The 13,712-nt window shown below is 62.4% G+C and carries 11 protein-coding genes; 7 read left to right on the forward strand and 4 right to left on the reverse strand.

Translation table 11 applies throughout. The features are described 5' to 3' along the window. Positions 1 to 214: 214 nt before the first annotated feature. Entirely contained in the window at positions 215 to 1,915 is a 1,701-nt protein-coding gene (locus tag MC381_RS05065; RefSeq protein ID WP_251976647.1) for a 2-isopropylmalate synthase, read from the reverse strand. A 227-nt stretch (positions 1,916 to 2,142) separates the two neighbouring features. Between MC381_RS05065 and MC381_RS05070 the strand changes: the two genes are divergently transcribed. The 3 genes from MC381_RS05070 (at position 2,143) to MC381_RS05080 (ending at position 4,751) form a co-directional block, all read left to right on the forward strand. Then, positions 2,143 to 2,643: an Lrp/AsnC family transcriptional regulator gene (locus MC381_RS05070; RefSeq protein WP_251976648.1), complete on the forward strand. Its 501-nt coding sequence runs from the start codon at positions 2,143 to 2,145 to the stop codon at positions 2,641 to 2,643. Between the two features lie 151 nt (positions 2,644 to 2,794). After that, the gene (locus tag MC381_RS05075; RefSeq protein WP_251976649.1) at positions 2,795 to 3,769 is read left to right on the forward strand and encodes a Bug family tripartite tricarboxylate transporter substrate binding protein; all 975 of its coding nucleotides are present in this window, start codon (positions 2,795 to 2,797) and stop codon (positions 3,767 to 3,769) included. A 184-nt stretch (positions 3,770 to 3,953) separates the two neighbouring features. Continuing rightward, positions 3,954 to 4,751, forward strand: a complete 798-nt coding sequence (locus MC381_RS05080) for an HpcH/HpaI aldolase family protein (protein ID WP_251976650.1) — start codon at positions 3,954 to 3,956, stop codon at positions 4,749 to 4,751. A 415-nt stretch (positions 4,752 to 5,166) separates the two neighbouring features. On the opposite strand, the gene MC381_RS05085 is transcribed toward MC381_RS05080, so the two are convergent. Then, the gene (locus MC381_RS05085; RefSeq protein WP_251976651.1) at positions 5,167 to 5,592 is read right to left on the reverse strand and encodes a DUF1127 domain-containing protein; all 426 of its coding nucleotides are present in this window, start codon (positions 5,590 to 5,592) and stop codon (positions 5,167 to 5,169) included. Between the two features lie 403 nt (positions 5,593 to 5,995). Then, positions 5,996 to 6,199, reverse strand: coding sequence for a hypothetical protein (locus MC381_RS05090; protein ID WP_251976652.1), 204 nt, complete (start codon positions 6,197 to 6,199; stop codon positions 5,996 to 5,998). Between the two features lie 270 nt (positions 6,200 to 6,469). Here MC381_RS05090 and nfo point away from each other — a divergent pair, with 270 nt between their 5' ends. The 4 genes from nfo to MC381_RS05110 all read left to right on the forward strand — a co-directional run bounded on the left by nfo (position 6,470) and on the right by MC381_RS05110 (position 10,794). Continuing rightward, entirely contained in the window at positions 6,470 to 7,318 is an 849-nt protein-coding gene (nfo, locus tag MC381_RS05095; RefSeq protein WP_251976653.1) for a deoxyribonuclease IV, read from the forward strand. A gap of 112 nt (positions 7,319 to 7,430) precedes the next feature. After that, positions 7,431 to 7,718 carry a hypothetical protein gene (locus MC381_RS05100; protein WP_319022829.1) on the forward strand — a complete coding sequence of 96 codons (288 nt, stop codon included), beginning with the start codon at positions 7,431 to 7,433 and terminating at the stop codon, positions 7,716 to 7,718. Between the two features lie 165 nt (positions 7,719 to 7,883). Then, a complete protein-coding gene (aldA, locus tag MC381_RS05105) occupies positions 7,884 to 9,359 on the forward strand; it encodes an aldehyde dehydrogenase (RefSeq protein ID WP_251976655.1) in 1,476 nt (491 codons plus the stop codon). A 337-nt stretch (positions 9,360 to 9,696) separates the two neighbouring features. Beyond that, the gene (locus MC381_RS05110; RefSeq protein ID WP_251976656.1) at positions 9,697 to 10,794 is read left to right on the forward strand and encodes a glycerol dehydrogenase; all 1,098 of its coding nucleotides are present in this window, start codon (positions 9,697 to 9,699) and stop codon (positions 10,792 to 10,794) included. A gap of 134 nt (positions 10,795 to 10,928) precedes the next feature. Here MC381_RS05110 and pepN read toward each other — a convergent pair whose 3' ends face one another. Further along, a complete protein-coding gene (gene pepN / locus MC381_RS05115) occupies positions 10,929 to 13,580 on the reverse strand; it encodes an aminopeptidase N (protein WP_251976657.1) in 2,652 nt (883 codons plus the stop codon). Positions 13,581 to 13,712: the final 132 nt, after the last annotated feature.

The raw sequence follows: 13,712 nt of genomic DNA on the forward strand, positions 1-13,712 counted from the left end.
TCGCCAATGGCTAGTCATCCCCAATGGCTAGTCATCCCCAATGGCTAGTCATCCCCAATGGCTAGTCATCCCCAATGGCTAGTCATCCCCAATGGCTAGTCATCCCCAATGACGACAAAGGGCACCTTGATAGGCGCCCTTTTTCGTCATTGGCCGGGCCATCACCGAACGAGCTCCGGCTGGCCGAGGCCTGACAGGCCGACAGCCTACTCGATCATTGCGCGGTTTCCATCTCGCGCATCGCTGTCGTCGAGGAGGCCGACGCCAGATTGATGCCGGAGATGACCGCCTTGAGCGAGGCGCTGACCGTGTCGCTGTCCTCGGCCACCGCGCAGATCCGCTGACCGTCGACATTGAGCTGCACGAAGGCAATGGCATTGGCGTCGCTGTCGCCACCCAGCGAGTGTTCACTGTAGTCGATGATGCCCACGCTAACGCCGGAGTGCTTCTGCCAGGCATCGGTAAAGGAAGACATCGCGCCGTTGCCGCTGCCGGAGAGGCGCAGCGTCTCGGTGCCCTGCCACAGCGTCACCTCGATACCCTCTTCCTGTCCCTTGGAGAGCCGGTAGTCGGCCAACGACAGCGGCCCCACGCGCTGGAAGGTCTCGAACATGACGTCGCGAATCACTTCGCTGGAAAGCTCGCTGGCGCGCTTCTCGCTTTCCTGCTGCACGTACGGCGCCAGCGCCAGCATCATCCAGCGCGGCAAGCTAATGCCGTAATCCCGCTCGAGCAGGAAGGCCATGCCCCCCTTGCCGGACTGGCTGTTGACGCGGATCACCGCCTGGTAATCACGACCGATATCCCGCGGATCGATCGGCAGATAGGCGACCTGCCACGGCTCATCGGCCTGCTGCTTCTTGAGCGACTTGCGGATCGCGTCCTGGTGGCTGCCGGAAAACGCGGTATAGACCATCTCGCCGACCCACGGGTGGCGCGGATGCATCTGAATACCGGTGCACTCATGCACCACCTGGATGATCTCGTCCGGGCGGGAGAGATCCAGCTGCGGATCGATGCCCTGGCTATAAAGGTTCATCGCGAGCGTGACGATATCCATGTTGCCGGTACGCTCGCCGTTGCCGAGCAGCGTACCCTCGACCCGCTCGGCACCCGCCAGCAGCGCGAGTTCGGCCGACGCCACCGCCCCGCCGCGATCATTGTGGGTGTGGACCGAAATGATCACGCTGTCGCGATTCTTGATGTGCTGGCAGAAGTACTCGATCTGGTCGGCGTGATGATGCGGCCCGGCTACCTCTACCGTGGTCGGCAGATTGAGAATGCACTTGTTGTCCGGCGTCGGCTGCCAGACGTCCATCACCGCCTCGCAGATCGCCAGCGAGAAATCGATCTCGGTGCTGGAAAAGCTCTCCGGCGAATACTGAAAGCGCCAGTCGACGTCCGGATAGCGCTCGGAATAGGTTTTGACCCAGGTAGCGCCTTGCACGGCAATGTCAACGATGCCATCGCGGTCCATCTCGAACACGCGCTCACGCTGCGTGGTCGAGGTCGAGTTGTAGAGGTGGATGATCGCGCGCTTGACGCCCACCAGCGCGTCGAAGGTCTTTTCGATCAGGTGCTCGCGACACTGCACCAGCACGGCGATGGTGACATCGTCCGGAATCTGGTTCTCTTCGATGAGCCAGCGCACGAAGTCGTAGTCCGGCTGGCTCGCGGAGGGGAAGCCGACCATCACTTCCTTGATGCCGACCTTGATGATCTGATGCCAGAACCGTTTCTTCTGCTCGACGCTCATCGGTTCGAGCAGCGCCTGGTTGCCGTCACGTAGATCCTCGCTGACCCAAATCGGCGCGTGATCGAGATCACGGTCCGGCCATTGGCGGTCGAAGGCGGGCACGCGAGGCGCAGGGCGATACTTTGTATGATCGAAGGCGCGCTGGTCGAAAGCAGACATGTCGGGATTCCTGAGCGTGAAGAATGCAGTAGTCATCGGCCGCTTCTGGCTGACCGGTAGAGACTGGCATCCATGGATGGCGGATGCCGCGTCGTCGGCTGCTTGTGACAGCCTATATAGTGTAAGACTTTCGGCGCGACAGGTTCTTGCGAAAAACGGGGAATTTACATCTTTTATGGCATATCCTGCCTCAACCTATCGAATAGAGAAAAGGATCTGCCAACGTCATGCCAGAGTTCCCGACGCCCCTCTCTCTCGACCGCTATGATCGGCATATTCTCGAGCTCTTGCAGGAGGATGGCCGCATCAGCAACCAGACACTCGCTGACCGCATCGGGCTGTCACCCTCGCCCTGTCTGCGCCGTGTGCGAGCGCTGGAGGAGCATGGCCTGATTCTGCGTTATCGCGCGGAAGTCGATGCGCGCCAGCTCGGCTACCATCTGATGGCGCTACTGCATATCTCCATGGACCTGCACACGCCGGAACGATTCGATAACTTCGAACGCCATATTCGCGGGATTCCCAACGTGATCGAGTGCCTGATCATCACCGGGCAGGCCGCCGACTTTCAGCTCAAGATCCTGGTTCAGGACATGGATCACTATCAGCACCTGCTGCTACATGTCATCAACCGCATCGAGGGCGTCACCGGCGCCCATACCAGCTTCGTCCTGCGACGAGTGTTCGAGAATCGCCCCGTGCCCACGGACCTGGTCTCGTCCAGCTGACGCCAAGTGGCCGTTGACGGCCCGCGCCCGGCGAGCCGCTCTTAGACATAAGCGCAATTGTGCCCATGACGGCGCGTGAATGAGACTGCAAGAGCAAAAACTTTGCACGCAAAGTTCATCTTGATTCTCAAAAGTAGCCGCCGAGGTCTCCATGAAAACCAAACGCTGCCCCCTGCTGCTGGTCACGTCCTGGCTCTGTGTGTCGCTCTCACCGCTGGCACTGGCCGACTATCCGGAAAAACCGATCACCCTGATCGTACCCTGGGCTGCGGGCGGCGGCACCGACGCGACGGCGCGGATCATCGCATCGTCGCTGGAACAGCAGCTCGGCCAGACGATCAACGTGGTCAACCGAACGGGCGGCAGCGGCGTAGTCGGTCATACCGCCATCGCCAACGCCAGGCCGGACGGCTACACCCTCGGCCTCGCCACCGTCGAGGTCGCGATGATGCACTGGCAGGGGCTGACGGACCTGACCTATGAAGACTTCACACCTGTCGCGCAGGTCAATTTCGATTCCGCCAGTCTCTCCATCTCAGAGGACTCGCCGTTCAGCGATGTCGCCGACCTGCTCGAGCAGGTGAGGACACAACCCGCGGGAACGTTCAACGCCTCCGGCACCGGCCTCGGCGGCATCTGGCACGTGGCGCTCAACGGCTTGCTGATGGAACAGGGCATCGAGGCTGGCAAGATAACCTGGATCCCAAGTCAGGGCAGTGCACCGGCGATGACCGAGCTGGCCTCGGGTAGCGTCGACTTGGTGGCCTCATCGCTGCCGGAGGCTCGGTCGATGATCGAGGCTGGCGAAATCAGTAGCCTCGGTGTCATGACCCCGCAGCGACTGGACGGCTTCCCCGATATCCCGACCCTGAGCGAGCAGATCGACAGCGACTTCACCATGGGGGCGTGGCGCGGCATTGTCGGCCCGCCCGATATGCCGGAAGCGGTTGTAGCCACGCTCGAGGAAGCCCTCAAACACGTCTATGACAGTGAGACCTACCAGTCTTTCATGGCACGTCAGGGTTACGGCATTCAGTGGCGTGATGCCGAGGATTTCAGGCAGCTGATGGCCGATGACGACGCCCAGTTCGGCGAGATCATGGGCGAAATGGGATTGCGTCAGTAAACCGACTATCCAGACCGACCGACAGGCCCTGCCCGAGGCAGGGAGACGTGAGTGACCCCATCGTCTTTCTGGCTTCCCACATGGCCTAGCATAGTGCCGGTGCCTCGCTGCTATTGGCCGGCGGCAAACAGATCGATCTTCAGTGATACGCGTCACGACCTCATTCGCCACAAGGAACGCCTCCATGCAACTGCCCCACAATCCTTTCCAGGCTGCGTTGACCGGCGAGCCACGCTACGGCTGCTGGGCCGGGTTCGGCACCGGCTATGCCGCCGAAATCCTAGCGACCACCGGCTTCGACTGGATGCTGATCGACGGCGAGCACGCCCCTAACACCGTGCCGTCGATCCTGGCGCAGCTGCAGGCCGTCGCGCCCTACCCCTGCGCTCCGGTGGTACGTGCAGTCAACCACGATCCGGCGCTGATCAAGCAGTTACTCGACATTGGCGCCCAGACGCTGATGCTACCCATGGTCGACAATGCCGAGCAGGCCGCGCGACTGGTCGCCGCCACGCGCTACCCGCCTCACGGCTTCCGCGGTGTCGGCGGCGGCCTGACACGCGCCACCCGCTGGGACGGCGTCGAGGACTACATGGCCCGAGCCCATGAAGCGCTATGCCTGATCGTGCAGGTGGAGTCTCGCGCCGGGGTCGACAACGTCGAGGCCATCGCCGCCACGCCAGGGGTCGACGCCGTATTCGTCGGCCCCGCCGATCTCTCTACCAGCGTCGGCCATGTCGGCAACCCCAACCATCCGGACGTGCAGGCCATGATCCGTCGTGCCCTGGATGCCACCCACGCAGCCGGCAAGACCGCTGGCATCCTCGCCCCAGCGGAGGCGAACGCCAAGCGCTATGCCGAATGGGGTTTCGATTTCATCGCCGTCGGCATCGATATCAGCCTGATGCGTCAGGCGGCAATCGAGACCGTAGCGCGATACAAGCCAGATATCGCCCTGCCCAAGGCATCGACGGCCTACTGATTTCGGCAACCTACTGAGTTCGACAGCCTGATGCGTTCGAGGATCGCAAGAGTTCGCGACCGCCCCGGTGTCGGAAGGCCTCGCTCGCGGTACTTGGCACCGCACGCCTTGTCGGAACCGGTGCCGACGCGATGTCCCTCCTTACGCCTACGACATCAAACGAGCGCATCAACCTGGCCCAGTGGGCGCTCGAGATACGTCACTGCATCAACGGCGAACGAATTGCCCGCCGACCGGCAACCTCGGTGGACAATATCGAACGTGCTCTGCGGCGGCGCCGACAGCAAGCACGGGCTCTATGAATATACGCGGATGCAGGTCGCCTACATCGAGACCTGATAGAAAGCGCAACCTGTTCAGCGCCTGCTCCGGTGAAACGAAATAGCCCCGGCCACACAAGGTGACCGGGGCCTGGCTAAGCCAGCCGCGCACCACAGCAGGGACACGCGTTCACAGTGTCACTGGCGTCTGCAGGCTCGCGCAGTGGGGATTCGACCGCCGAGGATTCCGCGACTGTCGTTTCCACGACCGTTTCAACAACGGTGATTTCAGCGATCGAACCTTCCCTTTCCCCTGGCGCGAATGCCGGACGATCCGACACCGCTTCGGCGGCGCGCTCGACGCTATCCGCTGGCTTTCGCCCCCGGAGAGAGGTCTTAGCCTCGCGAAAGCGTGCCGTATTATCCGCGTCATTCAGTGGTGAAATATCACCGAAATCACGGCGAAGACCGATATCCTTCAACGCGTGGTCGCTCAGGTGAGACAGTGCCGTAAAGTCACGCCGACGCTGACGCGCATTGGCAAAAAGACGGCGAATATTCTGCAGAAAAGCGGTTGTCATCGTTCCGAGCTCCTGAATAGGGAGGCCGGTCACGAAAGGCGGGGAAATCGGAAAACAACTCGATACTTCGGCCGCGATTCGTGTCGCGGCCGGTCGATGTCCTCAATCGATGACGCGCAACGCCACTCCCGCCCACGCACGATGCTGGCGCATGGCACGAGAGAAGGTCGGCATTGCTACACGATTGAATCGCATCACGAGTTTTCCGAAATAGAGACAGTTCGATATATCGAGCAACGAAAAATTCGCAATAAATTTTCCGCTGCCATCTGATTAAACGGGATCAACTCAGCCGGCGTCAACCTGAAAAATGCGCGACGTTTCGCTTTTTGATAAGTCGTAAGAAAGAAGCAAAACGCACGAAAAAGCCGCGCCCATTGCAACGCGGCTTCGATCATCACAGCTATGCGTAGGTATTGATCTGCGTGCCCAGCGAGCCGGATGTCGCCAGCGAATCCGTGGGCGTCACGGAGGCCATCAGTTGCTCGATATGCGACGCCTGGCCGTCCAGAGACTGCTTGAGCAGACTGGCCTGGGCTTGCTGCCCCTGATTGAATTGCTGCAGCGCCAGCGCGGTGCCGACGGCCGCATTCACGGCAGTATCCATCGTCACTCCTCGTTGCCTAAGGGATTAACTTGCGAGTTGTCCTGCACAGCGTCTATCGGCGCCGCGACGACAGACTTTAACGCCATGCCGATGGCGCTGGCCGATGCGGGGCGAGGTCCGACAGCGCCGCCACGCTTGGGTGGTACCCACCGCGCCGGAGGCACCGTCCGAGCGCGACTGGTAAACTCGGTCCGCTCCCCCAGGACCACGACAGGCCAAGGCCACGACACGCCAGGACCACGACACGCCAGGACCACGAAGAGATCACGCATGAAAACTATTGGAGCGCACGTCAGCGCGGCAGGCGGCGTCGATCAGGCCGTCTCCCGCGCGGTCGAGATCGGTGCCAACGCCTTTGCCCTGTTTACCAAGAATCAGCGGCAGTGGCAGGCCAAGCCCCTCGAGGAAGCCACCATCGCCGCTTTCAAGCAGGTCTGCATCGAGCATGGGTTCGGTCCGGGACAGATCCTTCCCCATGACAGCTACCTTATCAATCTGGGGCATCCCGATGCCGAGGGGTTGGCCAAATCGCGAGCGGCTTTTCTGGACGAGTGCCAGCGCTGTGAGCAGCTCGGGCTCACCCTGCTCAATTTCCACCCCGGCAGCCATCTGAAGCGCATCAGCGAGAGCGACTGCCTCGCGCGCATCGCCGAGTCGATCAACGAGACCCACGCGGCTACCGAATTTGTCGTCGCGGTGATCGAGAATACCGCAGGCCAAGGCTCGAACCTCGGCTTCCGCTTCGAACAGCTGGCCGAGATCATCGAACAGGTCGACGACAAGTCACGCGTCGGCGCCTGTATCGACACCTGCCACGCCTTCGCCGCCGGCTATGACCTGCGCACGGCCGAGGACGCCATCGCCATGCTCGACGCCTTCGACCAAATCGTTGGCCGCCCTTTTTTGCGTGGCATGCATCTCAACGATGCCAAGAGCGAATTCGCCAGTCGCGTCGACCGACATCATAGTCTGGGCAAGGGAAATATCGGCCTCGAGGGCTTCGCCGCGCTGATGCGCGATCCACGCACCGACGACATTCCGCTGATTCTGGAAACGATCGAACCCGAGATCTGGCCCGACGAAATCCAGTGGCTGCGTGAACAGTCGTTAGCGATCTGACAACGAATACGCGACTCTGGAAAAACCGAAACAGCGTAACGCCCGAAACGCGCGGAGCGAATGACTTCGCGAGCGGCCGTCGCCCCCGATCATGAACAGGAGCAGGATGACCATGGATGGATTCTTCAATTGGCTCGGCAGCGCTATCGGCAATGTCATACGCACCCTCGTCGAAGGGCTCGATGCGCTTTTCGGCAATCTCTGGGGCGCGGTCGACGGCTTCGTCGACGGCTTGACCGGCTCGCTCGGCATCAGCGACTCACTCTTCAGCATCGCCGTACTGGTGGTTGGCGTGCTGCTGCTCGTCAGCGGCATACGCGCGTTGCTGCGAGGTGGCGTCATCGGCGGCATCGTCTGGCTGCTGCTTGGACTGCTGGTACTCGGCTGGCTGATTCACTGACCCGGATCCCCCTCGCCGAATCCAGCCGCCGTCGAACGGTCATTCGACTTGCGATGATAGCTATCGTCTACCACCTTAAGAGCCCTCGGTCACATTGATTAGCGACCTATCGACGGCCTGCGCGTTTATCGAGGCAGGCGTCGAGGCAGACAAGGAGGCAAGACGATGAGTCAATCACTGAAATCGAACCAGGACGGCGTCGACGTCTATAACCAGTTCATTGGCGGACAGTGGACCACCGGTGGCGGCGAACGGCTGGACGTGCTCAACCCGGCGACCGGCGAAGTCATCGCGCGCGCCTCGCTGGCCGATGAAGCACTGGCGGACAAGGCCCTGCAGGCCGCCCAGGACGCCTTTCCGGCCTGGTCACGCAAGACCGCCGTCGAGCGCGCGGACTATCTCTACCGCCTGGTGGAGCTGATTCAGGAAAATCGCCAACGGCTGGCTCGGCTGATCACCGCCGAGCAGGGCAAGCCGTTGGCCGAGTCCGATGCCGATGTCGGCATGTGCTGCGACCTGATCCGCTTCGCCGCCGAGAACACCCGCCGGCTCGAGGGCGACATCATCCCCGCCGACGATCCGGACGAGCAGATCTGGATCCAGAAAGTGCCGCACGGCGTCGTCGTCGGCATCACGGCCTGGAACTTCCCCGCGGCCCTGATCGGGCGCAAGCTGGGTCCGGCGCTTGCCGCCGGCAACACGATCGTGCTCAAGCCCTCGGAAGAGACCCCGCTGACGGCGCTGGAGATCGTCGAACTGGCGCGTCAGGCCGGTATTCCGGACGGCGTGGTCAACCTCGTCAACGGCCGTGGTCGAGACATCGGCAACCGCCTGATCCAGAGTCCGATCACCCAGCTCGTCAGCATGACAGGCAGCGTTCGCGGTGGTCGCGAGATCAACAAGGCCGCCGCCGAACACCTGAAGATCGTGCGCCTGGAACTGGGTGGCAAGGCGCCCTTCGTCATCCTGGACGATGCCGATCTCGACCCCGCCATCGACGCTGCCATTGCCTCGCGCTTCAACAACTGTGGCCAGGTCTGTACCTGCAACGAGCGCATGTACGTGCAGTCCGGCATCTACGACCGCTTTCTGGAACGCTTCAAGCAGCGCGTCGAGGCGCTCAAGGTCGGCAACCCGTTGACCGACGAGGATGTCGACATGGGGCCGAAGATCAATGCCGCAGAGCTCGACAAGATTCACGACATGGTGCAGACCGCGCAGCAGCAGGGCGCGACGCTCCTGAGCGGCGGAGAACGCCTTGCCGGCGGCGAGTACGACAAGGGCAACTACTACGCGCCGACGATCCTGACGGGGGTCGACAACGACATGGATATCATGAAGCAGGAGATCTTCGGCCCGGTCGTGCCGATCATGAAGGTCGACAGCTTCGAGCAGGCGATGACCTACGCCAACGCATCGGAGTTCGGGCTCTCCGCCTACGTCTTCACCCAGAACGTGCGCCATCTGATGGCGCTGGTGCGTGAACTCGACTTCGGCGAGATCTACGTCAACCGCGGCGCCGGCGAATCGGTGCAGGGCTTCCACAAGGGCTACCGCAACAGCGGCCTCGGGGGCGAGGACGGCAAGTACGGTCTGGAAGCGTTTGTGAAGAGCAAGACGATGTACGTGCACTACGCTTGAGATGTCGTGGACACCGGCTTGCCTTTGGCTCAGCCAGGTAGTTACAACACAAGGTAGTCATACGACAAGATAGTCACACCACAAGGCCCGGCGCGCAGCGTCGGGCCTTGTCCGTGAGGCACCCCACGCGAGCCTGACGCCCTGCCGATTATCACCTCTCGTCGATCCTTCCCGCTATCTGCTCCCCCCTGTCGCCGACCGTCGATCGACGGTACCGCGAAACCACTATCGATCATCGTATGGCCAAGAGGCGAAAGGTCGCACGGCTAGTGATGGCGCCAAGTCGCCCCAACGCCGCATACTGAACCTCTCCCCTCGGACTGAAGGAGTGCTCGCGATGAGCCAATTTATCTATGCATCCCCGCGCAAGTATGTCCAAGGTGCTGGCGTGCTGGACCAGCTCGGACCTCAGGTGGCCGAACTCGGCAACAGCGCCTTCCTGATAGCCGACGAGCTCGTCTGGCAGCTGATCGGTGAACGCACCGGCAGGACGCTCGAGGCCGCCGATATCACCTACCACCAGGCCCGCTTCAATGGCGAAGCCTCGAACAACGAGATCCAGCGTCTGGCAGCGCAGGCCCGCGAGGCCGGCTCCACGCTGGTGATCGGGCTCGGCGGCGGCAAGACGCTCGATACCACCAAGGCCGTCGCCGACGAGCTCGACCAGCCCGTGGTCATCGTCCCGACGATCGCCTCCACCGACGCCCCCTGCTCCGCACTCTCCGTGATCTATACGGATGCCGGCGTTTTCGAAAGCTACCGTTTCTACAAGCGCAACCCGGATCTGGTGCTGGTAGATACGCTGGTCTGTGCCCAGGCTCCGGTACGGCTCTTCGCGTCCGGTATCGCCGACGGCCTCGCCACCTTCGTCGAGGCGCAGGCGGTCAAACGTTCGCACTCGCAGTCGATGGTCGGTGGCGCACCCACCATTGCCGGCATGGCCATCGCGGAGGCCTGCGAGAAAACGCTCCTGACCTGGGGCCTGAGCGCCTGCGAAGCCGTCAAACGCAAGGTCGTCACGCCCGCGGTCGAAGCCGTGGTCGAAGCCAATACCCTGCTCTCGGGCCTGGGTTTCGAGAACGCCGGGCTGGCCGGTGCCCATGCCATCCATAACGGCTTCACCGCCGTCGACGGCGAGATCCACCACCTGACTCACGGCGAGAAAGTCGCCTACGGCACGCTGACGCAGATGGTGCTGGAGCAGCGTCCAGACGACGAGATCGCTCGCTACGTGCACTTCTATCGCGCCATCGGCATGCCGACAACGCTGGCGGAAATGCATCTCGATGGGGTCGATCGAGACGGCCTGGTTCGCATCGGCGAGCTCGCCAACAGCGACGGCGACACGCTGAAGAACCTCGACCCGACGCTGGCCGCCGAACAGATCGCCGACGCCTTGGTCGCGGTCGATGCCTTGAGCCGCAGTCTCGCCTAGGCCTCACCCGGCACTCACGACAACGGCCGCTCGATGAGCGGCCGTTGTCGTAGGGGCCTTTGTCGTCGGGGCGAAACCCCGATGGGTCTCTCTCGGCTTATCCCGCTATTTCATGCCACCGAGCATCGCCCTCGTCAGGCGTCGGCCAGGGCGCGCTCGACCATCTCGTAGACATTGGGCGAGAGCTTCTCGGCACGAATCCGTTCGAGCTCGGCCTTCATCAACGCCTGACGCTGTTCGTCGAAACGCTGCCAGCGGGTCAGCGGCGTGATGATGCGCGCGGCGATCTCCGGGTTGAGCCGGTTGAGTTCGATCACCACGTCCGCCAGCAGCTGGTAGCCTTCGCCATCGGGCCGATGGAAGTTGACCCGGTTCTGGGCGAAGGCGCCGATCAGCGCACGGACCTTGTTGGGGTTCTTGAGTGAAAAGAGCGGGTGCTGCATCAGGAACCGCACGCGCTCGAGCACGTCCGCCTGCGGACGCGTCACCTGAATCGAGAACCACTGATCCATTACCAGCGGATCGTGGGCCCACTTCTCGCCGAATGCCTTGAGCGCGGGCTCGGCCAGTTCCGTACGGTCGCTGTGGGCCAGCAGCGTGAGCGCGGCGCGCACATCGGTCATATTGCCACCCTGCTCGAACTGACGCTGCGCGGCGGCGACTGCCTCGTCGTCCTCCAGACTCATCAGATAGGCCAGCGCAACGTTCTTGAGCCGGCGCCGCGCGATCTGATCCGGTGTCGGCGCGTAGGCTTCATCGCTCTGGTTGTCAGCGTAGACCGCGCAAAATTCTTCACGCAGCTGCCAGGCCAACGACTGACGCACGAACTCCCTCGCCGCGTGAATCGCATCGACATCCACCACCGGCTGCTGCTCAGCGATATACGCCTCTGAAGGCAGCGTCAGCATCTCCGCCAGCACCGCCTTGTCATCGGTCGGCTGGGTCAAGAGGCTGCGATAGGCCTCGACCAGGCGCACGTCCATCACCTTTTCGACTCCGTTGCGGTGCGCGGCGATCAGGTCATCGAGCGCCAGCATGGTCAGCCGCTGGCCGGCGTCCCAACGGTTGAAACCGTCGGTGTCGTGGGTGAGCAGAAACGCGAGCTCCTCGCGCGAATAGGGATAGCGCAGCTTCACCGGCGCCGAGAAACCGCGCAGCAGCGATGGCACCGGCGCCTCCTGCACGTCAGTGAAGACGAAGGTCTGTTCGGCCTCGCGCAGATGCAGCACGCCATCCTTGCCCAGGGTCTCGGTCTCGCCCGCCCCATCCTGCAGCTTGAGCGTCAGATCCTGGCCAGACTTGGTGCCTACCAGTCCCATGCGCAGCGGAATGTGCAGCGGCAGTTTCTGGGTCTGCCCCGGCGTGACCGGCGTTCGCTGCGACAAGCGCAGGTGATACTCGCAGGTCGCGTAATCGTACTCGCCGTGGGCATCGATTTCCGGCGTACCGGCCTGGGCATACCAGCGCATGAACTGATTCAGATCGAGCCCCGAGACCTCCGCCATGCAGGCAACGAAGTCCTCGATGGTGACCGCCTGGCCGTCGAAGCGCGAAAAGTAGAGATCACTGCCGCGGCGGAAGTCTTCCCAGCCAAGCAGATGGCGCAGCATGCGCACAACTTCCGCGCCCTTCTCGTAGATCGTCAGGGTGTAGAAGTTGGAGATCTCGATATAGTGATCCGGTCGCACCGGGTGCGCGGTCGGGCCGGCGTCCTCGGCGAACTGGGCGGTGCGGAAGAACGAGACGTCCTCGATGCGCTTGACCGGCGCGGAATTGACGTCGGCCGAGAAGGTCTGGTCACGGAAGACCGTGAAGCCCTCTTTCAGCGAGAGCTGGAACCAGTCGCGACAGGTCACGCGATTGCCGGACCAGTTGTGGAAGTATTCGTGGGCAACGATGCCCTCGACGCGCTGGAAGGTCGCGTCGGTCGCGGTCTGCGGATGGGTCAGCACCGCTGCCGAGTTGAAGATGTTGAGACCCTTGTTCTCCATCGCCCCCATGTTGAAATCGTTGACGGCAACGATCATGAAGCGATCAAGATCGTACTCGCGGCCGTAGGTCTCTTCGTCCCACTGCATCGAGCGCTTGAGCGATGCCATCGCGTGCTCGGTCTTGTCGAGATTCTCGCGCTCCACCCAGATCTGCAGCAGCACCTCGCGACCACTCGTCGTGGTGTAGTGATCCTCGACCTTCTCGAGCGACCCGGCGACCAGCGCAAACAGATAGCTGGGTTTGGGATGCGGGTCTTCCCACGTCACGAAGTGACGGCCGTTGGGCAGTTCGCCCTTCTCGACCGGATTGCCGTTGGAGAGCAGCACCGGCAACGTCTCGGCATCGCCGATCACCGTGGTCGAAAAGGTCGCCATCACGTCCGGACGGTCCGGATAGAAGGTAATGCGGCGAAAACCCTCAGGCTCGCACTGGGTGCAAAACATGCCGCTGGAACGATAAAGGCCTTCGAGCGCCGTGTTGGCGTCCGGATCGATCTCGACTTCGGTATCGAGCTGAAAGCGTTCCGGTACCTGCGCGATGGTCAGCCCCCGCTCGCCGACCTGATATTCGTCGATGCTCAGCGGCTGGCCGTCGATCGCCACGCTCACCAGCGTCAGCTGATCGCCGTCGAGCTCCAGCGGCAGACCGGCCTCGCGCTCGGGATGGCGTTCCACGTGCAAGCGCGCCTTGACCCTTGTTGCTGACGGCGCGAGATCGAAGGTGAGCTCGGTATGAGTCACACGATAGGCCGGCGGCCGGTAATCCGCGAGATAGGTCGCTTGCATCTCTGACATGGCAACGCTCCTGGTAGAAGGGTTCAATCGACACGGGTGCGCGGCACCCCGCCGTTGGTCGACACCATTCTACCCGCGTGACCGGATCGATATCGAATCGGTCAGACCACGCGACCTCGACCCGCCTCATCG

The organism is Salinicola avicenniae (genome assembly GCF_023736115.1).
GTDB classification, from domain to species: Bacteria; Pseudomonadota; Gammaproteobacteria; order Pseudomonadales; family Halomonadaceae; genus Salinicola; species Salinicola avicenniae.

Excerpts from the sequence above, each read along its gene's own strand:
- nfo (WP_251976653.1), top strand. The coding sequence starts at position 6,470 with ATGAAAACTATTGGAGCGCACGTCAGCGCGGCAGGCGGCGTCGATCAG.
- aldA (WP_251976655.1), top strand. The coding sequence starts at position 7,884 with ATGAGTCAATCACTGAAATCGAACCAGGACGGCGTCGACGTCTATAAC.
- MC381_RS05070 (WP_251976648.1), top strand. The coding sequence starts at position 2,143 with ATGCCAGAGTTCCCGACGCCCCTCTCTCTCGACCGCTATGATCGGCAT.
- MC381_RS05065 (WP_251976647.1), bottom strand. The coding sequence starts at position 1,915 with ATGTCTGCTTTCGACCAGCGCGCCTTCGATCATACAAAGTATCGCCCT.
- pepN (WP_251976657.1), bottom strand. The coding sequence starts at position 13,580 with ATGTCAGAGATGCAAGCGACCTATCTCGCGGATTACCGGCCGCCGGCC.
- MC381_RS05080 (WP_251976650.1), top strand. The coding sequence starts at position 3,954 with ATGCAACTGCCCCACAATCCTTTCCAGGCTGCGTTGACCGGCGAGCCA.
- MC381_RS05075 (WP_251976649.1), top strand. The coding sequence starts at position 2,795 with ATGAAAACCAAACGCTGCCCCCTGCTGCTGGTCACGTCCTGGCTCTGT.
- MC381_RS05090 (WP_251976652.1), bottom strand. The coding sequence starts at position 6,199 with ATGGATACTGCCGTGAATGCGGCCGTCGGCACCGCGCTGGCGCTGCAG.
- MC381_RS05085 (WP_251976651.1), bottom strand. The coding sequence starts at position 5,592 with ATGACAACCGCTTTTCTGCAGAATATTCGCCGTCTTTTTGCCAATGCG.
- MC381_RS05110 (WP_251976656.1), top strand. The coding sequence starts at position 9,697 with ATGAGCCAATTTATCTATGCATCCCCGCGCAAGTATGTCCAAGGTGCT.
- MC381_RS05100 (WP_319022829.1), top strand. The coding sequence starts at position 7,431 with ATGGATGGATTCTTCAATTGGCTCGGCAGCGCTATCGGCAATGTCATA.